The organism is Streptomyces sp. JJ38, from assembly GCF_019303475.1.
Taxonomy (GTDB): Bacteria; Actinomycetota; Actinomycetes; order Streptomycetales; family Streptomycetaceae; genus Streptomyces.
In genome coordinates, this window is record NZ_JABLSI010000014.1 from 1 (window position 1) to 23,265 (window position 23,265).

Consider the following 23,265-nt stretch of genomic DNA (forward strand, 5'->3'; position numbering starts at 1 on the left):
GGGGCCGCCGCGGTCCCGGCGGCCCTCGGCCTGACGGCGGTCCCGCGCCGGGGGCGGCCCGGCGCGGGAGTGAGGCCCGGCGCGGGCGTGGGCCCCGGCGCCGGGCGGTGGCTCAGTCGGAGACCTTCTGGGCGGCCTCGGCGCGCAGGTCGCGGCGCAGTTCCTTGGGCAGGGAGAACTCGATGTGCTCCCGGACCGGCTGGACGACCTCGACGTCGGCGAATCCGCGTTCGGCCAGCCAGTCGAGGACGCCCTCGACCAGGACGTCGGGAACGGAGGCGCCGGAGGAGAGGCCGACGGTGGTGACGCCTTCCAGCCAGGACGCGTCGATCTCACCGGCGTTGTCGACGAGGTGCCCGGCCTTGGCGCCGTGGGCGAGCGCGGTCTCGACGAGGCGGACGGAGTTGGAGGAGTTCTTGGAGCCGACGACGAGGACGAGGTCGGACTCGGCGGCGACCTGCTTGATCGCGGTCTGCCGGTTCTGGGTGGCGTAGCAGATGTCGTCGCTGGGCGGGCTGATGAGCGCCGGGAACTTCTGCTGGAGCGCGTCGACGGTCTCCATGGTCTCGTCGACGGAGAGCGTCGTCTGGGACAGCCACACCACCTTCTCCGGGTCCCTGACCTCGACGTTCTCGACGTCCTTGGGCCCGTCGACCAGGGTGATGTGCTCGGGTGCCTCGCCGGTGGTGCCGATGACCTCCTCGTGTCCCTCGTGGCCGATGAGGAGGATGTCGTAGTCGTCCTTGGCGAACCGGACGGCTTCCTTGTGCACCTTGGTGACCAGCGGGCAGGTGGCGTCGATGGTGGCGAGCTTGCCGCGCTCGGCCTCGCGGTGGACCTCGGGGGCCACGCCGTGGGCGGAGAAGATGACGATCTCGCCCGGTGGTACCTCGGAGGTCTCCTCGACGAAGATGGCGCCCTTCTTCTCGAGCGTCTTCACCACGTACTTGTTGTGGACGATCTCGTGTCGGACGTAGACGGGTGCGCCGTACTGCTTCAGGGCCTGCTCGACGGCGATGACGGCTCGGTCCACGCCCGCGCAGTACCCGCGGGGGGCGGCGAGGAGGACGCGGCGGGCGGTCTCAGCACTCATGCGCCCATCGTACGGGCGCACGACGGGCCGGCTGAGGGCGCGTCGGGGTGCGGGACCTCGGGTGCGGGACCTCGGGGCCGGGCACGGGTGTCGTGGGGTCCGGGGGCTGTCGGCGGTGGCCGGTAGGGTCGCGCGCATGGCTCTCAACACGTCGCCCGAGGCGCCCATCCCGGTGGCGCAGGTGTCGCGGATGATCGGCGGGTGGATCGACCGGCTGGGGGCGGTCTGGGTGGAGGGGCAGATCACCCAGCTCAGCCGCCGTCCGGGTGCCGGGGTGGTCTTCCTGACGCTGCGCGACCCCTCGCACGAGATGTCCCTGAGTGTGACGTGCTTCCGCCAGGTGTTCGACCGGGTGGCGGACGTCGTCGGTGAGGGCGCGCGGGTCGTCGTGCACGCGAAGCCGGAGTGGTACGCGCCGCGCGGGCAACTCTCGCTGCGGGCGGCGGAGATCCGCCCGGTGGGGATGGGCGAGCTGCTGGTGCGGCTGGAGCAGCTCAAGAAGGCGCTGACGGCGGAGGGCGTGTTCGCGGCCGAGCGCAAGAAGCCGCTGCCGTTCCTGCCCCGGGTGGTGGGGCTGGTGACGGGGCGGGCCTCGGCGGCCGAGCGGGACGTGCTGGAGACGGCGCGGCAGCGCTGGCCGGCGGTGCGGTTCGCGGTGCGCAACGTGGCCGTGCAGGGGGTCCACGCGGTGCCGCAGGTGATCTCGGCCGTCCGGGAGCTGGACGCGGCGCCGGAGGTGGAGGTGGTGATCGTCGCGCGGGGCGGCGGCAGCGTGGAGGACCTGCTGCCGTTCTCGGACGAGCGGCTGGTGCGGGCGGTCGCGGAGTGCTCGACGCCGGTGGTCTCGGCCATCGGGCACGAGCCGGACACTCCGCTGCTGGACCTGGTGGCGGATCTGCGCTCGCGGACGCCGACGCACGCGGCGAAGGACGTCGTGCCGGACGTGGGCGAGGAGCACGAGCGCATAGAGCGCCTGCGGGACCGGGCGCGGCGCTGCCTCGGCGCCTATCTGGAGGCGCAGGAGCGCGGTCTGGCGGACTGCGTGAGCCGCCCGGTGCTGGCGCGTCCGCACCGGATGGTCGAGGAGCGGGCGGGCCAGGTGGAGGAGCTGTTGCTGCGCGGCCGCCGCACGCTGGGCCACGTGCTGGACCGGGCGGGGGCCGAGCTGGAGCACACGCGTGCCCGGGTCGTCGCGCTGTCCCCGGCGGCGACGCTGCGGCGCGGGTACGCGGTGCTGCAGCGGGAGGACGGCGCGGTGGTGCGGGACGCCGAGGAGGTCGCCGAGGGCGAGGCGCTGCGGGCCCGGGTGGCCGAGGGCGAGTTCGCGGTGACGGTGACGCCCGGGAGCTAGCGCCCCGGCGGTGCCGGATGTGGTCTTCGGGTGTCGGAGGGCGCTCTTAGGCTGGGGTCATGGCGAACACGGAGACGGGCGCGGGCACCGGCGGGGACGCGGCGCTGGGCTACGAGCAGGCGCGGGACGAGTTGATCGACGTCGTGCGGCGGCTGGAGGCGGGCGGCGCCACGCTGGAGGAGTCGCTGGCCCTGTGGGAGCGCGGCGAGGAGCTGGCGAGCATCTGCCGGGGCTGGCTGGCGGGGGCGCGGGCCAGGCTGGACGCCGCGCTGGCGGGGGACGCCGAGGAGGGTGCGGAGTCCGCCGGGGCGGGCGGCGGCCCGGGGAACGGGGAGGAGACCGCGAGCGAGGACCGCGAGTAGTCCGGGCGTGATGGGACGCACGGAATAGTCGTTGAACGTTCATCCTTATGCTCGGAGAGTCCCGTACGACCCCGAACCCAAGGACGGACATGACATTCGCTCTGGACGCCACGGCCCAGGACCTGCTGTTCCGTGAGGCGCACACCGCGAACACCTTCACCGACGAGCCGGTGAGCGAGGAGCAGATCGAGGCCGTCTACGACCTCGTGAAGCTGGCGCCGACGGCGTTCAACCAGTCCCCGCTGCGGATCACGCTCATCCGCTCGGCCGAGGCCCGCGAGCGGCTCGTGCGCCGGCTGGCCGAGGGGAACCAGGCCAAGACGCGCAGCGCGCCGCTGACGGCGATCCTCTCCGTCGACCTGGAGTTCCACGAGCGGCTGCCCGAGCTGTTCCCCGCCATGCCGGGGCTCAAGGACGCCGTCTTCGCCGAGCGTGCGGCGCGGGAGCAGGCGGGCACGCTGAACGCCACGCTCCAGGCCGGTTACTTCATCCTCGGCGTCCGTGCGGCCGGGCTCGCCGCGGGCCCGATGACCGGTTTCGACGCGGCGGGCGTCGACAAGGAGTTCTTCGGCGACGGCAGGCAGAAGGCGCTCATGGTCGTCAACATCGGGCGCCCCGGCCCGGACGCCTACCGGCCGCGCGCTCCCCGGCTGTCCGCGCGGGACGCCGTCACCACGCTCTGACGTCCGCGCCGAGACGTCCACCACGTCGGACGCCTCAGGGTCCGACTCCGGGACTCCGGGCTCGCCGGGATGCTCCGGCGGGCCCGGCCCGGGGTGACTACTCCGGCGAGACTGAGGGCGCCGACTCCGGCTCGTGGGGCTCCAGCGCGGCGGCCAGTTCCGCCAGTCGCGCGAAGTCCGCCGTCCCCGTGACGACGGTGGTGAACTCACCCTCGCGCAGCACCAGCGCGTCGTACTTGTCGCCCTCGTAGCGCGCCCATTCCTCGCCGTCCACCTCGGTCGTGGCACCGGTGTCGACGGCGTCGTGGGTGACCTTGGCCACGAAGAGGCGCGGGTCGCCGTCACTCTGCTCGACGGCCGCGTACTCGACGTCGGCGTCGTGGAAGCCCAGGTGCCAGGTGGCTCCGTAGTCGCTGTTCCGGTCGAAGCTCACCGAGGTGGCCCGCCAGCCCTCGTCCAGCCCCACCGGGGCGAGCACGGGGTAGGAGGCCGTCCGCCCGGCCGTGATCAACTCGGCCCGGTAGCTGCGGAGGGGCTTCACCGGGTCCTGCTGCTCGTCGTGCGGGACGAACAGGTACAGGAACCAGGCTCCCAGGCCGATCAGGGCCATCGAGAGCACCATGTCCTTGACGGTCTTCAAGCCACGCGTTGCTGCCACGCCCTCCATCGTCCCCTATGGGCGCCGATGCCCGGACCCGGGGCCCCGCTGCACGGTCCGCCGCTCATGCGTGGGGCCCTCTGCTCATCATGGCGCTCTCCGGATAAGGTCGTACGTACCCTCTCCCGTCTTGACTGCCTGCGGCTCCTCCCGGCCGGCCAGGTGGAAAGGTGCGTTCCGATGCCGGAAAACCATCTCCCGTCCCCGCTCGAGGTGAGCCCCGAGGCGCCTGACCGCAACCTGGCCCTGGAGCTCGTCCGGGTCACCGAGGCCGGCGCGATGGCCTCGGGCCGCTGGGTGGGCCGCGGTGACAAGAACGGCGCGGACGGTGCGGCCGTGAAGGCCATGCGCACCCTGGTGTCAACGGTTTCGATGAACGGCGTCGTGGTCATCGGCGAGGGGGAGAAGGACGAGGCCCCGATGCTGTTCAACGGGGAGCGCGTCGGTGACGGCACCGGCCCCGAGTGCGACGTCGCCGTCGACCCGGTGGACGGCACCACGCTGACGGCGAAGGGCATGGCCAACGCGGTGTCGGTGCTCGCCGTCGCCGAGCGGGGCGCGATGTTCGACCCGTCCGCGGTGTTCTACATGGACAAGCTGGCCACCGGCCCCGAGGCCGCTGAGTACGTGGACATCAACGCCCCGGCCTCGGTCAACGTGCGGCGGGTCGCCAAGGCCAAGGGCTGTGCGCCCGAGGACGTGACCGTCGTCATCCTGGACCGGCCGCGGCACGAGGGCATCGTCAGGGAGGTGCGGGAGGCCGGGGCCCGCATCAAGTTCATCTCGGACGGCGACGTGGCCGGCGCCATCATGGCCGTGCGGGAGGGTACCGGCGTCGACCTGCTGCTGGGCGTCGGCGGCACGCCGGAGGGCATCATCGCGGCCTGTGCGATCAAGTGCCTGGGCGGCACGATCCAGGGCAAGCTGTGGCCGAAGGACGACACCGAGCGGCAGCGGGCGCTGGACGCGGGCCACGATCTCGACCGCGTCCTCCACACGGACGACCTGGTGAGCGGCGAGAACGTCTTCTTCGTGGCCACCGGCATCACCGACGGCGACCTGCTGCGCGGCGTGCGCTACCGGGCGGAGACGGCCTACACCCAGTCCCTGGTGATGCGCTCGAAGTCCGGAACGATCCGGCAGATCGACTCCACGCACCGACTGGCCAAGCTGCGCGCGTACAGCGCGATCGATTTCGACCGCGCGATCTGACCGCTTCGGGCCTCCCCGCTCCGGCTCCCCCGCTCGCCGCTCAGGCGATGCGGCGGACCTGGGCGGGGACGGCGTCGGGCTGCCCGGCGGCATCCCGGCGGCGACGCCGGGCGAGGACGACCCGGCGCTCGGCCGCCGTCAGCCCGCCCCACACGCCGTAGGGCTCGGGCTGGACCAGGGCGTGCTCGCGGCATTCGACGAGGACCGGACAGCGTGCGCACACGGACTTGGCCGCCTGCTCGCGGGCCAGCCGTTCGGCCGTCGGCTCCTTCGACGGGGCGAAGAAGAGCCCGGCCTCATCTCTGCGGCAGACCGCCTCCGAGTGCCACGGGCCGGCTTGCTCGCGTTCCGCTACGCGACCTTGCTGGGGGAGGACGGCTGCCTGCGGAGACTGATGCTGCGTTCGCGGCACTGTCTACTCCTGACGACGGCGATGGGAGCACCCTGATCAGCCCTCTGGCGCACGGGAGTTCACTGGGAGCCGTGCGAGAGGCGATGCCCGGAGCTCTACCCGCTGTGCGCGCGCTTATGCGCTCAGTCGCCACTCGAGCGCAAGTCGCGTATGCGTATGCCTCGCTTCGCGGCCGCCTGGACCGCTCCGCACACGGCCAGCCCGCGCACGACGACCACCGGTGCCCGGGGGTCGTCCGCCGCGAGGGGCTCGACTTCGAAGGCGCCCATGACGCCCGACCCGGCCTCCCGCAGGGTGATGTTCTCCGGGACGGTGATCTCCACGCTGCCGAACAGGGCGAAGGCCGCCACGACGACCTCCTGGCGCTCGAAGACCGCTTCCGCCAGATCGAGCTCCACGCTGCCGAAGACGGCGTAGGCGTGCAGGCCGCGGCCGACGCGCCAGCGCCCCCTGCGCACGACGGCGGTGAAGACGGCGACCAGCGCACGGCCGAGCGCGCTGTGCGGCGGGCCCGGAAGGGTGCGCGCCCAACGCGTCACATGCGCCGCGTGCGCCGCGTGCGCCGGATGCGCCGGATGCGCCGCGTGCGCCGGATACGGCACGTGAGCCGGGTAGGGGCGCCCGGCGGGCAGATCCGCGAGCAGGCGCCGGAGCCCCTCCCGGGTGCGGGCCTCGTACGCCTCCCCCACCCGCTCCGCGTGCTCCTCGGCGGTGAGCCGGCCCTCGGCCAGGGCCTCCCCGAGGAGGGCCGCGGTGCGGTCCCGCTCGGCGTCCGAGGCGCGGACCGGGGATTCGGGTACGGGCCGGGCCGGGTCGGCGGGCGCCGCCCCCGCCGTGGCCCGCTTGCTGAGCGCTGCGTCGTCCACATCCCGCAGCGTAGCGAGTATCGCGATAGATCGCGAGAGCCCGACCGGGTGAGGGCACGGGGCCCGCGGGCTGAGCCCAACCTCACAGGATCGGGGCGCCCCACGCGTTCTACCCTGTGAGGCGCGCTTGCCGAAGCCGTCGAGTCGCCGCGTCGTCGAGAGAGGAACCCGTCTACATGGCTGCCCGTCCCCGTCCGGAGACCGAAGAGTTCTCCTACACGGACCTCCTGCCCACGGGTGAGGACCCCACCGAGTACCGCCTGGTCACCACGGAGGGGGTCTCGACCTTCGAGGCGGGCGGCCGCACCTTCCTGAAGGTCGAGCCGGAGGCGCTGCGTACGCTCGCGGCCGAGGCCATGAAGGACATCGCGCACTTCCTGCGCGCCGACCACCTGGCCCAGCTCCGGAAGATCCTCGACGACCCCGAGGCCAGCCCGAACGACCGTTTCGTCGCGCTCGACCTGCTGAAGAACGCGAACATCGCGGCGGCCGGCGTGCTGCCGATGTGCCAGGACACCGGCACCGCGATCGTCATGGGCAAGCGCGGACAGAACGTGCTCACCGAGGGCGCCGACGAGCGGGCGCTGTCCGGCGGCGTCTTCGACGCCTACGACCAGCTCAACCTGCGCTACTCGCAGATGGCCCCGCTGACCATGTGGGACGAGAAGAACACCGGCACCAACCTGCCCGCGCAGATCGAGCTGTACGCGACCGACGGCGACGCGTACAAGTTCCTGTTCATGGCCAAGGGCGGCGGCAGCGCCAACAAGTCCTTCCTCTACCAGGAGACGAAGGCGGTGCTCAACGAGGGCGCGATGATGCGTTTCCTGGAGGAGAAGATCCGCTCGCTCGGCACGGCCGCCTGCCCGCCGTACCACCTGGCGGTCGTCGTGGGCGGCACGAGCGCCGAGTACGCGCTGAAGACGGCCAAGTACGCCTCCGCGCACTACCTGGACGAGCTGCCCACCGAGGGCTCCCCCGCGGGTCACGGCTTCCGCGACGTGGAGCTGGAGAAGAAGGTCTTCGAGCTGACGCGCGAGATCGGCATCGGGGCGCAGTTCGGCGGCAAGTACTTCTGCCACGACGTGCGCGTGGTGCGGCTGCCCCGGCACGGTGCGTCCTGTCCGGTGGCGATCGCCGTCTCCTGCTCGGCCGACCGGCAGGCCAAGGCCAAGATCACCGCCGAGGGCGTCTTCCTGGAGAAGCTCGAGCGGGATCCGGCGCGCTTCCTGCCGGAGACGACGGGCGAGGAGCTGGCCGGCGCCGAGTCCGCAGATGACGACGTCGTCCGCATCGACCTCAACCGGCCGATGGACGAGATTCGCGCGGAGCTGACGAAGCACCCGGTCAAGACGCGGCTGTCGCTGACGGGTCCGCTGGTCGTCGCCCGCGACATCGCGCACGCCAAGATCAAGGAGCGGCTGGACGCGGGCGAGGAGATGCCCCAGTACCTGCGCGACCACGCCGTGTACTACGCGGGCCCGGCCAAGACGCCCGAGGGCTACGCGTCCGGCTCCTTCGGCCCGACGACGGCGGGGCGCATGGACGCCTACGTCGAGCAGTTCCAGGCGGCCGGCGGCTCGTTCGTCATGCTGGCCAAGGGCAACCGCAGCAAGCAGGTCACCGACGCGTGCGCCGCGCACGGCGGCTTCTACCTCGGCTCCATCGGCGGCCCGGCGGCCCGGCTGGCCCAGGACTGCATCAAGAAGGTGGAGGTCCTGGAGTACGAGGAGCTGGGCATGGAGGCGGTCTGGAAGATCGAGGTCGAGGACTTCCCCGCGTTCGTCGTCGTGGACGACAAGGGCAACGACTTCTTCACCGACCCCGGCCCCTCCCAGCCGTTCGTGACGTCCATCCCCGTCCGGGGCTGATCCGCCGCCGCACGCCGGAGGGTTCGCCCCTCCGGCGTGGCGGCCGGAACGCGTGGCGCGGTCGTCGGAAGCGCGCCTCCGGCAGGTGGCCGGAAGCGCGCCCGGCGCGCGATCGGCGGCATACGCTCGGCCCATGAGCGACTACCGCATCGAGCACGACTCCATGGGCGAGGTCAAGGTACCGGCCCACGCCAAGTGGCGCGCCCAGACCCAGCGCGCGGTGGAGAACTTCCCCGTCTCGGGTCAGCGGCTGGAACGGGCGCACATCCAGGCGCTGGCCCGGATCAAGGCCGCCGCGGCGACGGTCAACGCCGAGCTGGGCGTCGTCGACAAGGAGATGGCGGCGGCGATCGTCGCGGCCGCGGGCGAGGTCGCCGACGGCCGCTGGGACGACCACTTCCCCGTGGACGTCTTCCAGACGGGTTCGGGCACCTCGTCGAACATGAACATGAACGAGGTGCTGGCCACTCTCGCCGGCGAGCGGCTCGGCGCGCCGGTGCACCCCAACGACCATGTGAACGCCAGCCAGTCGTCCAACGACGTCTTCCCCTCCTCCATCCACATCGCCGCGACCGCCGCCGTCACCGAGGACCTGATCCCCGCGCTCGAGCACCTGGCAGACGCGCTGGAGCGCAAGGCCGCGGAGTTCGCCTCCGTGGTGAAGTCGGGGCGCACGCACCTCATGGACGCGACCCCGGTGACGCTGGGCCAGGAGTTCGCCGGATACGCGGCACAGATGCGGCACGGAGTGGAGCGGCTGCACGCCTCGCTGCCCCGCCTCGCCGAACTGCCCCTCGGCGGGACGGCGGTGGGCACCGGCATCAACACGCCGCCCGGCTTCTCCGCGGCCGTCATCGCCGAGGTGGCACGGATGACGGGACTGCCCCTCACCGAGGCGCGGGACCACTTCGAGGCACAGGGCGCGCGGGACGGCCTGGTGGAGACCTCGGGGCAGCTCCGCACGGTCGCGGTGGGCCTGACGAAGATCGCCAACGATCTGCGCTGGATGGCCTCGGGCCCGCGGACCGGGCTGGCCGAGATCAACCTGCCCGACCTCCAGCCGGGATCCTCGATCATGCCGGGCAAGGTGAACCCGGTGATCCCCGAGGCGGTGCTGATGGTGGCCGCCCAGGTGGTGGGCAACGACGTCACGGTGACGACCGCGGGTGCCTCGGGCACGTTCGAGCTCAACGTCATGCTGCCGGTGCTGGCGCGGAACGTCCTGGAGTCCGTGCGGCTGCTGGCGGGCGCGAGCCGGCTGCTGGCGGACCGGACGGTGGACGGCATCACCGCCAACGTCGAACGGGCCCGGGAGTACGCGGAGTCCTCGCCGTCCGTCGTCACCCCGCTGAACCGGTACCTGGGGTACGAGGAGGCCGCGAAGGTGGCGAAGCGGGCGCTGGCCGAGCGCGTCACGATCCGGCAGGCGGTGCTGGACGGCGGCTACGTCGAGCGCGGGCTGCTGACGGAGGAGCAGTTGGACGAGGCGCTGGACGTGCTGCGCATGACGCGGCCCTGAGGGGCGCTTCGGGGGTGCCGGCGGCCGGGGCCACGGTCCCGGCCGCGCTGCGACCGTCCGGGTACCATCCGTGAATGACAGCGGACACGGAGCGAACGGCGCAGGGAGAAACCGGTCGGAACCCGGGCGGCTACTGGAGCCCGGGGCAGCAGATCCTGTGGCGGTACCGCGCCAACGGCGAGGACTACCCGCACATCTGCCGTCCGGTGACCGTCGTCCAGGACACGCCGGAGCTGCTGGCGGTCTGGATGGCTCCCGGGACTCCGTGCGTCAAGCCGCAGCTCGCCGACGGCACTCCGGTGCACCGGGAGCCACTGGCGACGCGGTACACCAAGCCGCGCACCGTCACGCGCTGCCGCTGGTTCGGGGCGGGCGTGCTCAAGCTGGCCCGGCCCGGGGACCCGTGGTCCGTGTGGCTGTTCTGGGAGCCGGGCTGGCGGTTCAAGAACTGGTACGTGAACCTGGAGGAGCCGAGGCACCGCTGGTCCCACGGGGTGGACTCGGAGGACCACTTCCTGGACATCGAGGTGCACCCCGACCGCAGCTGGCGCTGGCGGGACGAGGACGAGTTCGCCCAGGCGCAGCAGGCCGGGCTCATGGACGCCGCCCAGGCCGAGCGGGTGCGCGCGGCCGGCCGGGCGGCCGCGGACGCGGTACGCGCCTGGGGCCCGCCGTTCACCGACGGCTGGGAGCACTGGCGGCCTGACCCGTCCTGGCCGGTTCCCCGCCTGCCGCACGACTGGGACCGTCCGGCGCGCGGCGGAGAGCGCCCGGCGCGCCACCAGCCGTAGGCGCCGGGGCGCGCGATCCCGCGCGGGAGAGGGCAGACCTCCCCCGCCGCGCGGGGCCGCGCCCCGGTGCCGTGGCGCGGGCCCGGCGCTGTTCACCCACATGCCGCATGACCTCGGCGTGAACCAGGCCCCGACCGCGTAACGTCCCTGACTCAGGGACCCCTTGATACGCTCCGGGCTCGCAACCGTAGGATCTTCCTCCGGACGCACCGCAGAGCATCACGCACCGCAGCAACTCCCCTGTGCTCGGAACGACTTGGTGGGCACCCTTGAGAGGAGCCAACGCACGTGAGCAGCATCGGACCGGCGCCCGGCAGACTCGTCCGGGCCCGCCCCCGATACCGGAGGCCGATCTTCCGCTTCCGTTCCCCGGCCGCATGATCCGGGTATCGGGGTAACGGAGAAACGGGGTGCCCGGGTTCACCGTCGACGTCGTCGACGCACCCGGAACACCGAGCACCGGCCCGCCGAGAGAACCGAGCAGCACAGCCGCAATCAGCCTCACCCGGTCGCCAGCCGGGCGGTGTCCCCCAGGACGGATGGAAACCCGACGCGTGACGGAGCACCCGACCACCCCCCGCCGGTCGCAGGCCGGATCGCCCACGCACCGGCCCGCCGAGTCGGCGATCCCGCACGCGCGGGCCACCGCCGACACGGCGGGCGAGGACAGCCCCGTGCGCGAGCCCGCGCATCCCTCCCCGGAGACGCCCGTGGAGGCCGCGGCGGAGACCGCCGTGGAGACCGCCGCGGGGCGGGTCACCGCGGTGCCCGCCGGGTCGGCACCCGTCCCCGCCCCGAAGGGCCCCGGAGACGCCGCCGTCGAGTCCGAGGACAGCGAACACACCCGGCGCGGCGGAGACCGGCTGCGCTTCGTCGGCGCCGCGACGCGCCGCATCGCCCGCGGCATGGACCTGGACGAGACGGTGCTCGGCCTGTGCCGGGCCTCGGTGCCCGCCTTCGCCGACGCCATCCTCGTGTACCTGCGCGACCCGCTGCCCGTCGGCGAGGAGCGGCCCGTCGGCCCGGTCCGGCTCCGGCTGCGCCGCACCGACCGCCTGCCGGACTACGCCGACCGTTCGGACGTCCCGACCGCCGTCCCGGGCGAGGACCGCACCGCCGTCGGGGGCCAGGGCACCGTCGGGGGTCAGAGCACCGGGGAGGACCACGCCGGGGAAGCCGCCCGGCCCGGAGAGGCTCTGCCGCTGCTGGCCGGGCTGGTGGAGCAGCCGGCCGCCGGGACGGCGGAGGTCACGGAGGTCCGCGCGGGCGGGGCCCTGGCCGAGGTGCTCCGCGGCGTGCGCCCGCTGTTCGGCGACTCACCGGCCGCCGGAGCCGCCCTCCAGGAGCTGCTGGGCCGCGAACGGGACCTGCCCTCGGGCGACCGGGCCGTGCTCGCCCCGCTGCGCGGGCGCCGCCGGGTGATCGGGGCGGCCGTCTTCCTGCGCCGCCCGGAGCGCGCCGCGTTCGAGGGCGACGACCTGCTCGTCGCCGCTCAGCTCGCCACCCACACCGCCCTCGGCGTGGACAAGGCCGTGCTCTACGGGCGCGAGGCCTACATCGCCGACGAGCTCCAGCGCACGATGCTGCCCGACCGGCTGCCGCAGCCGACCGGCGTGCAGCTCGCCAGCCGCTACCTCCCGGCCGCCGAGTCGGCCCGGGTCGGCGGTGACTGGTACGACGCGATCCCGCTGCCCGGCAGCCGGGTCGCCCTCGTCGTCGGCGACGTCATGGGCCACTCCACGACGTCAGCCGCGATCATGGGGCAGCTCCGCACGACGGCGCAGACGCTGGCCCAGCTCGACCTGCCGCCGCAGGAGGTGTTGCACCACCTCGACGAGCAGGCGCAGCGGCTGGGCGAGGACCGGATGGCGACGTGCATCTACGTCGTCTACGACCCCGTGGCACACCGCATGATCGTGGCCAACGCGGGCCATCCGCCGCCGGTGATGCTGCACCAGGACGGCCGGGCGGAGACGCTGCACATACCGCCCGGCGCCCCGATCGGCGTCGGGGGTGTGGACTTCCGCGCCGTCGAGCTGGACGCCCCGGCCGGGGCGACGCTGCTGCTCTACACCGACGGGCTGGTGGAGTCGCGGCACCGGGACGTGTGGTCGGGCATCGAGACGCTGCGGGAGAAGCTGGCCGAGACCGGCCGGCTCACCCGTCCGGGCAGCGCGGCGCCGCTGGAGCCGCTGTGTGACGAGGTCCTCGACATCGTCGGGCCCGGTGACCGGGACGACGACATCGCCCTGCTGGCCGCCCGTTTCGACGGCATCGCCCCGAGCGACGTCGCCCTGTGGGAGCTGGAACCGCGCCCGGAGACGGCCGGGCAGGCCCGCAGGCTGGCCCGGCGGGCGCTCGCGGCCTGGGGCCTGGAGGAGCTGACCGACTCGGTCGAGCTGCTGGTGAGCGAGGTCGTCACCAACGCCGTGCGCTACGCCGAGCGCCCGGTGACACTGCGGCTGCTGCGCACCGACGCCCTGCGCTGCGAAGTGGGCGACGACGTGCCGGAGCTGCCGCGGCTGCGGCAGGCGCGGGCGACGGACGAGGGCGGGCGCGGGCTTTACCTGGTCAACCGCATCGCCCGGCGCTGGGGTGCTACCCGGCTGTCGACGGGCAAGCTCGTCTGGTTCGAGGTGCCGGTTCCTTGAGGCCCTGACGCACGGATGCCCCGGACCGTGTGGTCCGGGGCATCCGTGCGTCAGGGCCTCAGGGCGGGCCTCACGCCTGAGCGATGACCGCCTCGGCGTCGAGCGTCGCGCCGACGGCCTGGAGGACGGAGGCGATCTTGACGGCCTCCTGGACCGTCTCGCGGTCCACGTCCGCCTTCCGCAGCACCTGCTCGTGCGAGTCCAGGCACATGCCGCAGCCGTTGACGGCGGAGACCGCGAGCGACCACAGCTCGAAGTCAACCTTGTCCACGCCGGGGTTGCCGATGACGTTCATCCGCAGACCGGCACGCAGGTTCCCGTACTCCGGGTCGGAGAGCAGGTGGCGCGTGCGGTAGAAGACGTTGTTCATCGCCATGACGGCCGCCGCGGCCTTGGCCGCCGTGTACGCCTCGGGCGAGAGGTTCTCCCGCGCCTCGGGCTCCAGCTCAGCCAGCACCTTCGGCGAGCGGGAGGCGATGGCGCAGGCCAGCACCGTTCCCCACAGCCGCTGCTGGGGCAGGTCGGAGTTGCCGATGACCGAGCCGAGGTTCAGCTTCAGGTCCTTGGCGTAGTCGGGCAGCGCCGACTTCAGGTCGTTCAGTGCCATGTGCTCAGGGGCCTCACTCAGTCGCCGTGGATCGCGGTCACTCGCCGGCCAGCAGCTTGCCGGCGTCGAGGGTGTCCTCGCCCTTGGTCCAGTTGCAGGGGCACAGCTCGTCGGTCTGCAGGGCGTCCAGCACCCGCAGGACCTCCTTGGGGTTACGGCCGACGGAACCGGCGGTCACCATCGTGAACTGGATCTCGTTGTTCTGGTCCACGATGAAGACGGCACGCTGGGCGAAGCCGTCCTCGCCCTCGACGCCGCAGTCCCGCATCAGCTCGTGCTTGGAGTCCGCGAGCATCGGGAAGGGCAGGTCCCGCAGGTCCTCGTGGTCACGGCGCCAGGCGTGGTGGACGAACTCGGAGTCGCCGGAGACGCCGAGGATCTGGCAGTCACGGTCGGCGAACTCCTCGTTCAGCTTGCCGAAGGCCGCGATCTCGGTCGGACACACGAAGGTGAAGTCCTTGGGCCAGAAGAAGACACACTTCCAGGAACCGTCGTAGGTCTTGTGGTCGATCTGCTGGAACTCCTTGCCCTTCTCCAGCGAGACACAAGCCGTCAGGTCGAACGTGGGGAACTGGTCACCGACAGTGAGCACAGACTCTCCTTGATGCGTGAGGGCACACCCCGGATCGCGGGGGGCCTCTTGAGGGTTGGACGGATCTCACACCCTGCCACAGGGCCTATTGATCGCGGAAATAGCTACACTCGGCGCCGTTGATCGGATCGGGCTATCAGTCGCCCGGTCACCCTCCCCGTCAACCCCTCAGCGAGTACGTCACATGAGCAAAGCCCGTCAGCCCAGTCTGTCCCAGCTCCGGGCGTTCACCGCCGTCGCGGAGCATCTGCACTTCCGCGAGGCAGCGGCCGAGATCGGCATGAGCCAGCCCGCGCTGTCCGGCGCCGTCGCGGCGCTGGAGGAGACCCTCGGCGTCCAGCTCCTGGAGCGCACCACGCGCCGGGTTCTCCTCTCCCCCGCCGGGGAGCGGCTCGCCGTCCGCGCCCGCGCCGTGCTGGACGCCGTCGGGGCGCTGCTGGAGGAGGCCGAGGCCACCCGGACGCCGTTCACCGGGACGCTGCGGCTCGGTGTCATCCCCACCTGCGCACCGTATCTGCTGCCCACCGTGCTCGACCTCGTCCACGAGCGCTATCCCCGGCTGGACCTGCGCGTCCACGAGGAGCAGACGACCTCCCTGCTGGACGGCCTGGCCGCCGGGCGGCTGGACCTGCTGCTCCTCGCCGTCCCGCTGGGCGTGCCGGGTGTGCGGGAGCTGCCGCTGTTCGACGAGGACTTCGTCCTGGTCATGGAGCGCGGACACGAGCTCGCCGACGGCGCGGGCATCCCCCGCGAGCGGCTGCGCGACCTGCCGCTGCTGCTGCTCGACGAGGGCCACTGCCTGCGCGACCAGGCGCTGGAGGTGTGCCGCGAGGCGGGCCGCCCGCAGAGCCGGGAGACCGGGGGCGAGGTGACGACGACGGCCGCCGGGCTGTCCACGCTCGTGCAGCTCGTGGCGGGCGGGCTCGGGGTGACCCTGCTGCCGCGCACCGCCCTGCGCCTGGAGACGGCCCGCAACGAGCACCTGGCCACCGGGCACTTCGCCGACCCGGCCCCGGGGCGCCGCATCGCGCTGGCCATGCGGACGGGGACGGCCCGCGAGCAGGAGTTCACGGCGCTCGCCGACGCCCTGCGCGAGGCGATGCGGCCGCTGCCGGTCCGCCCGCTGGAGGTCTCGGCCGCCGCGTAGCCGGACGGCCGTGCGGGGCTCGCCGGCCCCCTCCGCCGGCGAGTCCCGCACGCGTCGCCGCCGCGGGGGCGCGGCGCCCGCGCCCCCGCGGCGGCGTCACTCCGTGCGCAGCCCGTCCGGCCGCATGGCCCGCCACAGCACCGGCAGGCTGGCCAGCGTCACGAGCGCGACCATGACGAGGCCCGCTCCGACGAGCGGCAGGAAGGCCAGCCAGTCGGCGGCGGCAACGTCCGCCATCCACAGGAGCGTCCGGCCGAGCGCCAGGCCGCCGGCCGAGGCCAGCAGCAGCCCGAGGACGACGGGGACGGCCGTCTGCCACAGGACGGACGCCCCGAGCGTGGCGCGCCGCGTCCCGAACGCCACCAGGACGGACAGCTGCCGCTTGCGCTCCCGTAGCTGCTCCATCGTCTGGACGACCATGGCGACGCCGATCATCAGCATGACCAGCACCGCGCCGACGAACAGCCCGGTCCGGATGAGCGCGAACTCCGGAGCGGTCCGCTCGTCGAGGGTGTCCCAGACGAAGCTGTGCGCGGTGGCGAGGCCCGCGGCGTTCCGCACGTGCTCGACGGCGTCCGCCGCGCCGGGCTCCGGGTCACTGATCACACTCAGCGCGGCCGAGTTCAGGCTGCCGACGTCCAGCGCCCCCGGGGTCGCGAGCACCTGCGGGTGCCCGGTCCACATCAGCGTCCCGGCGTCGACCGTGACGGGGCGGGCGTCGGCCGGTACCGCCCACCACAGCGGCTCCGGGCCGCCCTTGACGAAGGGGCCTCCGGCCTGGAGGTCCAGTCGGTCGCCGGGCTGGACCACCGGGCGCTCGGCGGGCGCTGTTGCGGAACCGGGCTCCCCCTCGGTTCCCGCGGCGAGGAAGACGTCGCCGTCCGCGCAGGTCTCGGCGGCGGTGATCAGCCGCAGCGTGGCACAGTCCGCGACGGCGAGGGAGAGCGTCGGCCGCCAGCCCTCCTCGTCGGGCTCCGGCGCCCCCTCCTCCGTGACCTCCGCCTGCACGAAGCCGAGCTGCGAGCGGATGCCCTCCGCGCTCTCGAAGCGCCGCATCACCGCCGCGGCGTGGTCGGCGTCCCGCACCCCGACCGCCGCCACGATCGCCTGCCGTTCGCCGGGCTCTCCCGCGAAGGACGTGTACCGCTCCTCCAGGGGGCTGAAGAGCATCTGGAGGGCCACGGCACCGGCGACGGCGACCGTGACGCCGCTGACCGCGCGGGCGGCGGGGCCGCTGCTGAGCTGGAGCCTGCGGAGGGCGAGCTGCCAGGAGAGTGTCCCGCCCCCCGCGCGGGACACCAGCCACTCGACCACCCACGGCAGCAGCGCGGTGATGCCGAGGAGCACCAGCACGACGCCGGTGACGATCCCGACCTCGAAACCGCCCGAGGAGCCCCGCACCTTGGGGCCGAACACCAGCAGCACGAGGCCGCCGAGGACGAGGAGGGCGACGCGCCACCACAGCCGCCGTCCGCTGTCCGCCCCCTCCCGGAAGACACCGAGCGGTTCGATCGACACGCGGCGCAGCGCGAACAGCGTGACGAGGACGGCGCACACGGGCACGGCGAGCAGGATCACGGCCGTGAGTGCGCCGGAGGGCTGGATGTCGGACGGGAAGAGGCTGTGGCCGAGGATGGAGAACCGGTCGGCGTTGGCCCGGGCGAGAAGGAACGCTCCGCCGCCCAGGAGCAGCCCGAGGACGGCTCCGAACAGGGCCTCCCCCGCGGCGATGCGCCGGGTCATGGCGATGTCCGAGCCGACGAGCCGCAGGGCGGCCAGCCGCCGGTCCCGGGCCTCGCCGCCCAGGCGGACGGCGGTGGCGACGAACATGGCCACCGGCAGGAGCAGCACGACGAGCACGACAAGGGCGAGGAGGACAAGCTCGGCGGGCAGCTCCTCCTCCTGGGCGGGCCGCTGCGGCCCGAAGGAGTCGACGCGGACGACCTCCCACGTCGCCTCGGGGTCCAGGAACGTGTCGGCGCCTCGGTAGAAGGCGAGATCGCTCGGGCCGGTCAGCCCCGCCTCACCGATCGTGCCGACGACGCGCGCGCCGTCGAACCGCTCGGCGAGCAGCTTCCCCTCCCCGCTCGCCAGCAGCTCCTTCAGCCCGGGCGAGACCACGAGCTCACCGGGCCCCGGCAGCTCCCGCACGCCGGGCGGGCGGACGGCCCGCGAGGGCTCGCCGTCCGGCTGGACGAGCCGGCCGTACACGTTCCGCCCGCGGAACTCCGTGTCGACGCGCGCCACCTTCAGCGTGTCCGCGGCCTTCGGCACCGCGTCCTCACTGCCCGGGTGGGCGTGCTCCCTGGCGTCCGACCGGCCTTCGACCGCGGTGACGACGTTGGGCACGCAGGCCGCGACGAGCAGGACGGTCACCCCGATCCCGACGCCCGTCGCCGTCAGCACCGCCCGGGCCCAGCCGGCCCGCCCGCCGGTCGCGGCGAACCGGACGCCCAGGGCGAGTTCGCGGAGCCAGCGGGCGATCACGCGGCTCCCGCCAGACCGGCCGAACCCGTGGTGTCCCTGGCCTTGCCGTCCCGGACGACGACCTCGCGGTCGGAGTACGCCGCGACCCGGGACTCGTGGGTGACGAGGACGACGGCCGCGCCGGTGTCCCGGGCGGCCTCCGTGAGCAGCTCCATGACGCGCTCGCCGTTGAGCGAGTCGAGCGCCCCGGTGGGCTCGTCGGCGAAGACGACCCGCGGGCCGCCGACCAGCGCCCGGGCGACGGCGACCCGCTGGCCCTGGCCGCCGGAGATCTGGCCGGGCCGGTGGTGTCGGACGTCCTCCACCTCCAGGCGTTCCAGCCACTCGCGGGCCCGCGCCTCGGCCTGCCTGCGACCGATCCCGGCCAGCCGCAGCGGCAGGGCCACGTTCTCCGTGCAGGTCAACTCGGGGACGAGCTGGCCGAACTGGAAGATGAAGCCGAAGTCCCCGCGGCGCAGGGCGCTGCGCTCGGCGTCGGACAGGGCCGACAGCTCGCGCCCTCGGTAGTGCACCGTGCCCGCGTCCGGGACGACGATCCCGGCCAGGCAGTGCAGCAGCGTGGATTTGCCGGAGCCCGAGGGCCCCATGACGGCGACGACCTCGCCCGCGTGCACGCTGAAGCCGGCGCCGGAGAGCGCGGGGGTGGAGCCGTACGTCTTGTGCAGCCCTTCGGCCGTCAGGAGCGGCCCGCTGAGGCGTTCGGCGGTCATGACGTCACCTCCTGGGCGAGTCGGTCCAGGCGGGCGGCGGTGAGTTCGAGCCAGCGCAGGTCGGCTTCGAGGTGGAAGAGCGCGTGGTCGCAGATGAGCTGGTCGGCGAGATCGCCCTCGCGCTTGCGCCGGGTCAGCTCGCGCATGAGCCGCAGGTGCTCGGCCCGCTGGGTGTCCAGCAGGGCGGCGGCGTCGCGACCGGTCAGCAAGGCCAGGACCACCTTCGTGTAGAGCGTCGACTGCAGGTACGGCTCCGGCTTCTCGGGGTGCTCCAGCCAGTTCCCGACGTCGCTGACGCCCGCGTCCGTGATCGCGTAGCGCTTGCGCTCCGGTCCCTCCCCCGCTTCGACGGCGTCGACCTCGACCAGTCCGTTCTTCAGGAGCCGGGACATCGTGGCGTAGACCTGGCCGTAGTGCAGCGGCTTGTCGTGCCCGAAGCGCGCGTCGAAGGCGCGTTTCAGGTCGTAGCCGTGCCGGGGCCCCGCTTCCAGGAGCCCGAGGAGGGTGTGACTGATTGACATAGGAGGACCCTACACCAGGTGTATACACGCGATGTATACACCTCCTGAGTAGCGCCTCCGGCCCGTCGGCACCCGGAAGGGCAAAACCGCGTGCCCGGCGACGACACGCGCGGCAGACTGGGAAACAGACCGACGGGACGATCACTGGGGGTGGGGACCCGCAGGGGTGGCCCCTACTCACCCCTGATTCCGGTGGCACGTTCGTGGATCGCACAGGGCGATCACCTAACGTGTCGCTTACCTCAGGGATTGACAGCCGGGAGAGACCTCGATGCTCGACACCGCGGGGGAGCGGGTACCTTTCCCTGGTCAGGACCGCCCCCCAGAGCCGGCGTGGAAACGCGCGGGCCGGCACACGCTGGACGCCGCGCGCAGACCGTACTGGGACCGGCACGACGAGACGTGGCTGGTGCGCCGCTGGCCGGACCTCACGGCCACGACCGTGGCCACCCTGTTCTTCTGGCTGTCCCTGACCCCCTCACTGGTACCCCGCCCCTGGGCGCTCCAGGGCGTGATCGGCGGCATCACCGCGGCCATCGGCTACGGCATCGGCGCGCTGCTGAGCTGGATCGGGCCCGCCGTCGTGCGCTGGCGCCCGAGCGCGGAGGTGCAGCTGCGGGTGCGCGCTCACGCCTGGCAGGCGTACTGGGTCCTCAGCCTCAGCCTCACGGTCCTCCTGCTGGGCGAGAGCGCCGACATGCAGCGGGAGCTGCGCAAGCTCCAGGAGCTGCCGCCCACCCTCACCTGGCACTCGATGATGATCGCGCTGCTGGCCGTCGCCCTGTGCTCGCTCCTGCTCCTGGTGGCCCGGCTCATCCGGCTCGGCACCCGCAAGCTCATCGACCTCCTGCTGCGCTTCGTGCCCCGGCCCGTCGCCGTCACCGCCGGGCTGCTCATCAGCGCCATGGTCGTGACGTTCGGCGCCAAGGACGTCGTCTTCGAGCGCGGCGTCGTGGACATCGCCTCGAACATCGCGGCCAACACGGACCGGAGCACCCACAAGGGCATCGTCCAGTCCGACTCGCCGTTCGTCTCCGGCAGCCCGCAGTCGCTGATCCGCTGGGAGGACCTGGGGTACCAGGGCCGCAACTTCACCGGCAGCGTGCTCTCCCGGCAGCAGATCAGCTCCTTCACCGAGCGCCCGTCGATGGACCCGATCCGGGTCTACGTCGGACGGGCGGCGGCGGACGGCTACACCGAACAGACGGCGCTGGCCATGGCCGAGCTGGAGCGCACGGGCGCGTTCGAGCGTGAGGTCCTGGCCATCGCCGGGACGACCGGCAGCGGCTGGATCGACGCCCGCACCGCCGAGCCGCTGGAGTACCTCTACAACGGCGACACCGCCATCGTCGCCATCCAGTACTCCTACCTGCCCAGCTGGGTGTCCTTCCTGGTGGACCGGGAGGAGGCAGGCCGGGCGACCCGTGAGCTGGTCATGGCCGTGCGGGAGCGGCTCGACGCCTTGCCCGCGGCCGAGCGGCCCAAGTTCGTCGTCTTCGGCGAGTCCATGGGCGCGACGGCCGTCGAGGACTCCTTCGACGGCCTCGACGACATGCTGGCCACGACCGACGGCGCGCTGCTGGTGGGCCCGCCGAACTACTCCCCCGTGTGGTCGGAGATCACCGAGAACCGGGACCCGGGGAGCCCGGTGTGGCGCCCGGAGTACGAGGACGGCCGGCATGTGCGGTTCGCCCAGTACCCGCAGCGCGACCTGCGACGTCCGGACGGCGAGTGGGCCTTCCCGCGCGTGGTCTACCTGCAGAACGCCTCGGACCCGATCGTGTGGTGGTCGCCCGACCTCGCCCTCCAGCCGCCGGAGTGGCTGGAGGAGCCGCTGGGCCCGGACGTCACCGAGGAGCTGAACTGGTTCCCGTTCGTCACCTTCTGGCAGACGGCCGTGGACATGAGCATGTCGTACGGCGTGGAGGCGCCGCACGGCCACCGCTACGGTACGAACGCCGTGGAGGGCTGGGCCGCCGTGCTCCCGCCCGAGGGCTGGACCGAAGCGGACACCCTGCGGCTCAAGGCCTTCGCCGAAGCCCACGAGTCCCCGTACTGATCCGCGGGCGGGCGAGAGGCTTCCGGAGGCCGGCGCCCGTCCCGGCGGAGGTCAGTCGGGGCGGCGCTCGTCCTCGGCGCGCGCGCCCTCCGGCCCCAGCTCCGTCTCGACCAGCTCGTGCACCGCCTCCTGACCGGGGTCCAGCGTGCCCATGGGCTGGAGCTCACCGCGGGCGCCCCCCGGCGGCACGGCCGGTGACATGTCGGAGGCCGTCGAACCGTACAGCCGGTGCGCCTCCGGATGTCGCTGCGCCGCGTACGAGCGCAGATAGCCGACGACCGTGTTGGTCACCGCCACCAGCGGCACCGAGAGGACGGCGCCGGGGATGCCGGCCAGCAGTGAACCGCTGGTCACGGTCAGCACGACGGCCAGCGGGTGCACCTGCACCATGCGGCCCAGGATGAACGGCTGGAGGACGTTGCCCTCGATCTGCTGCACCAGCAGGACGACGCCCAGAGCCAGCAGCGCCGTGACGAGCCCGTTGGTGACGAACGCGACGACCACGGCCAGCGCGCCGGAGACCACGGCGCCGACCAACGGCACGAAGGCGAAGAGGAAGACGATGACCGCCAGCGGCACCGCCATCGGCACCCCGAGGATCCAGATGCCCGCGCCGATGCCGATGGCGTCGATCATCGCGACGATGACCGTGCCGCGCACGTATCCGGTCAGGGTGACCCACGCCCGCGGCCCGGCCCCCGCCACGCCCTCCCGGGCGCTCAGCGGTACGAACTTCAGGCACCACATCCACACCCGGCGGCCGTCGTAGAGGAGGAAGAGGCAGACGAAGGCGGCCAGCGCCGCGCCGCTGAAGAACTGGACCAGGAAGGACGCGCCCTCCAGACCCGCGCTGGTGAGGTCCTGGCTGTGCTCGCCGATCCACTGGTTGAGGTTGTCGACGAAGTCGTTGAGCTGTTCCTCGGTCACCTGGAAGGGACTGTCGAGGATCGCGTGCCGCAGTTCGTCGAGGCCGTCCTGCACCTGGCGGGTCAGGTCCTCCTGGTTCTCGATGACCTGCCAGACCACGAACCAGCCGATGAGCCCCATCACGGCGAAGCCGCTGATGAAGGTCGTCGCCGTGGCCAGACCGCGCCCGAGGCCGATGCGCCGCAGCCGGGCGACCGTGGGCTGGAGCAGGGCGGTGATGAGCAGCCCGGCGGAGAACGCGATGACCACCAGGCTGAGCGCGCCGACCACCTGGATCAGCACCCACACGACCCCGGCCAGGACGAGGATCCGCCAGCCCGCCTCGGAGGCGACCCGGATGCCCCACGGGATGACCGTCTCGGGCGCGGGCTGCCTGGGCGGCGCGGGCGGGGGCGGGGGCACCTCCTCGACCGGCTCCGGCTGGACACGCCGGCCGCGCTCCCGGTCCATGACCTCGCGCTCCTGTTCGGCACGGTGGCGGTACTCCGCCACCCGCGAGGCGAACCGGGACGCTCCCGATCTCAGCCGCTCAAGTCCTGACATTGGTGTTTCCTTCGCCCCCGTACCCGGCCCGTCCTGTCCCACCGAGGGACGACGTTACCGGACGGAAAGGTTGCGTCCGGGCGGCAGCGCGGGCGGCCTCCCCGCCGAGGCCCCGCGCGGGCGGTACCGCGCCGGAAACGCAGGACGCCCTCCCCCACCGAAGAGGGGAAGGGCATCGCCGGGTGTCGCTCGCCGCGTCGGAG

General features: G+C 73.0%; 20 protein-coding genes. 10 read left to right on the forward strand and 10 right to left on the reverse strand.

Annotation, left to right across the window (positions count from 1 at the left end; all coding sequences use genetic code 11):
• Positions 1 to 112: 112 nt before the first annotated feature.
• Entirely contained in the window at positions 113 to 1,093 is a 981-nt protein-coding gene (locus tag HPT28_RS09735; protein ID WP_219090596.1) for a 4-hydroxy-3-methylbut-2-enyl diphosphate reductase, read from the reverse strand.
• 136 nt (positions 1,094 to 1,229) lie between these two features.
• Between HPT28_RS09735 and xseA the strand changes: the two genes are divergently transcribed.
• From xseA to HPT28_RS09750, 3 genes are all read left to right on the forward strand, one after another.
• A complete protein-coding gene (gene xseA, locus HPT28_RS09740) occupies positions 1,230 to 2,444 on the forward strand; it encodes an exodeoxyribonuclease VII large subunit (RefSeq protein WP_219090597.1) in 1,215 nt (404 codons plus the stop codon).
• Positions 2,445 to 2,503: 59 nt separating this feature from the next.
• A complete protein-coding gene (locus HPT28_RS09745) occupies positions 2,504 to 2,806 on the forward strand; it encodes an exodeoxyribonuclease VII small subunit (protein WP_219090598.1) in 303 nt (100 codons plus the stop codon).
• An 89-nt stretch (positions 2,807 to 2,895) separates the two neighbouring features.
• Complete coding sequence (locus HPT28_RS09750; protein WP_219090599.1) at positions 2,896 to 3,489, forward strand: malonic semialdehyde reductase; 594 nt, start codon at positions 2,896 to 2,898, stop codon at positions 3,487 to 3,489.
• A 97-nt stretch (positions 3,490 to 3,586) separates the two neighbouring features.
• Here HPT28_RS09750 and HPT28_RS09755 read toward each other — a convergent pair whose 3' ends face one another.
• Positions 3,587 to 4,156, reverse strand: coding sequence for a DUF4245 domain-containing protein (locus HPT28_RS09755; RefSeq protein WP_219090600.1), 570 nt, complete (start codon positions 4,154 to 4,156; stop codon positions 3,587 to 3,589).
• Positions 4,157 to 4,327: 171 nt separating this feature from the next.
• Between HPT28_RS09755 and glpX the strand changes: the two genes are divergently transcribed.
• Positions 4,328 to 5,359: a class II fructose-bisphosphatase gene (gene glpX / locus HPT28_RS09760; RefSeq protein ID WP_219090601.1), complete on the forward strand. Its 1,032-nt coding sequence runs from the start codon at positions 4,328 to 4,330 to the stop codon at positions 5,357 to 5,359.
• 40 nt (positions 5,360 to 5,399) lie between these two features.
• Here glpX and HPT28_RS09765 read toward each other — a convergent pair whose 3' ends face one another.
• The gene (locus tag HPT28_RS09765; protein ID WP_219090602.1) at positions 5,400 to 5,771 is read right to left on the reverse strand and encodes a WhiB family transcriptional regulator; all 372 of its coding nucleotides are present in this window, start codon (positions 5,769 to 5,771) and stop codon (positions 5,400 to 5,402) included.
• Positions 5,772 to 5,893: 122 nt separating this feature from the next.
• Positions 5,894 to 6,637 (reverse strand): DUF1707 domain-containing protein, encoded by a 744-nt coding sequence (locus HPT28_RS09770; RefSeq protein ID WP_219090603.1) that lies wholly within the window; start codon positions 6,635 to 6,637, stop codon positions 5,894 to 5,896.
• Between the two features lie 176 nt (positions 6,638 to 6,813).
• Here HPT28_RS09770 and HPT28_RS09775 point away from each other — a divergent pair, with 176 nt between their 5' ends.
• The 4 genes from HPT28_RS09775 to HPT28_RS09790 all read left to right on the forward strand — a co-directional run bounded on the left by HPT28_RS09775 (position 6,814) and on the right by HPT28_RS09790 (position 13,469).
• A complete protein-coding gene (locus tag HPT28_RS09775) occupies positions 6,814 to 8,508 on the forward strand; it encodes a fumarate hydratase (protein ID WP_219090604.1) in 1,695 nt (564 codons plus the stop codon).
• Positions 8,509 to 8,641: 133 nt separating this feature from the next.
• On the forward strand, positions 8,642 to 10,027 hold the full coding sequence (locus HPT28_RS09780; RefSeq protein ID WP_219090605.1) for an aspartate ammonia-lyase: 1,386 nt from the start codon (positions 8,642 to 8,644) through the stop codon (positions 10,025 to 10,027).
• A gap of 74 nt (positions 10,028 to 10,101) precedes the next feature.
• Entirely contained in the window at positions 10,102 to 10,818 is a 717-nt protein-coding gene (locus tag HPT28_RS09785; protein ID WP_219090606.1) for a DUF402 domain-containing protein, read from the forward strand.
• A gap of 539 nt (positions 10,819 to 11,357) precedes the next feature.
• Positions 11,358 to 13,469 (forward strand): ATP-binding SpoIIE family protein phosphatase, encoded by a 2,112-nt coding sequence (locus HPT28_RS09790; RefSeq protein ID WP_219090607.1) that lies wholly within the window; start codon positions 11,358 to 11,360, stop codon positions 13,467 to 13,469.
• A gap of 70 nt (positions 13,470 to 13,539) precedes the next feature.
• Here HPT28_RS09790 and HPT28_RS09795 read toward each other — a convergent pair whose 3' ends face one another.
• Together HPT28_RS09795 and HPT28_RS09800 are read right to left on the reverse strand one after the other, a co-directional pair.
• Positions 13,540 to 14,076, reverse strand: coding sequence for an alkyl hydroperoxide reductase (locus HPT28_RS09795; protein WP_219090608.1), 537 nt, complete (start codon positions 14,074 to 14,076; stop codon positions 13,540 to 13,542).
• Positions 14,077 to 14,113: 37 nt separating this feature from the next.
• Positions 14,114 to 14,668 carry a peroxiredoxin gene (locus tag HPT28_RS09800; protein WP_219090609.1) on the reverse strand — a complete coding sequence of 185 codons (555 nt, stop codon included), beginning with the start codon at positions 14,666 to 14,668 and terminating at the stop codon, positions 14,114 to 14,116.
• Positions 14,669 to 14,852: 184 nt separating this feature from the next.
• Between HPT28_RS09800 and HPT28_RS09805 the strand changes: the two genes are divergently transcribed.
• Positions 14,853 to 15,815, forward strand: a complete 963-nt coding sequence (locus HPT28_RS09805; protein ID WP_219090610.1) for a hydrogen peroxide-inducible genes activator — start codon at positions 14,853 to 14,855, stop codon at positions 15,813 to 15,815.
• A 96-nt stretch (positions 15,816 to 15,911) separates the two neighbouring features.
• On the opposite strand, the gene HPT28_RS09810 is transcribed toward HPT28_RS09805, so the two are convergent.
• Genes HPT28_RS09810 through HPT28_RS09820 form a run of 3 tightly spaced genes read right to left on the reverse strand, consistent with a single transcriptional unit; the run spans position 15,912 to position 19,533 of the window.
• On the reverse strand, positions 15,912 to 18,302 hold the full coding sequence (locus HPT28_RS09810; RefSeq protein WP_219090611.1) for an FtsX-like permease family protein: 2,391 nt from the start codon (positions 18,300 to 18,302) through the stop codon (positions 15,912 to 15,914).
• The gene (locus tag HPT28_RS09815) at positions 18,299 to 19,012 is read right to left on the reverse strand and encodes an ABC transporter ATP-binding protein (RefSeq protein ID WP_219090612.1); all 714 of its coding nucleotides are present in this window, start codon (positions 19,010 to 19,012) and stop codon (positions 18,299 to 18,301) included. Before HPT28_RS09815 ends, HPT28_RS09810 begins: the two co-directional genes overlap by 4 nt.
• On the reverse strand, positions 19,009 to 19,533 hold the full coding sequence (locus HPT28_RS09820; RefSeq protein WP_219090613.1) for a PadR family transcriptional regulator: 525 nt from the start codon (positions 19,531 to 19,533) through the stop codon (positions 19,009 to 19,011). The genes HPT28_RS09815 and HPT28_RS09820 overlap by 4 nt, the downstream gene beginning before the upstream one ends.
• 271 nt (positions 19,534 to 19,804) lie before the next feature.
• Between HPT28_RS09820 and HPT28_RS09825 the strand changes: the two genes are divergently transcribed.
• Positions 19,805 to 21,592 (forward strand): alpha/beta-hydrolase family protein, encoded by a 1,788-nt coding sequence (locus HPT28_RS09825; protein WP_219090614.1) that lies wholly within the window; start codon positions 19,805 to 19,807, stop codon positions 21,590 to 21,592.
• 51 nt (positions 21,593 to 21,643) lie between these two features.
• Here the strand turns inward: HPT28_RS09825 and HPT28_RS09830 are convergent, their stop codons facing one another.
• Entirely contained in the window at positions 21,644 to 23,062 is a 1,419-nt protein-coding gene (locus HPT28_RS09830) for an AI-2E family transporter (RefSeq protein ID WP_219090615.1), read from the reverse strand.
• Between the last annotated feature and the right edge of the window lie 203 nt (positions 23,063 to 23,265).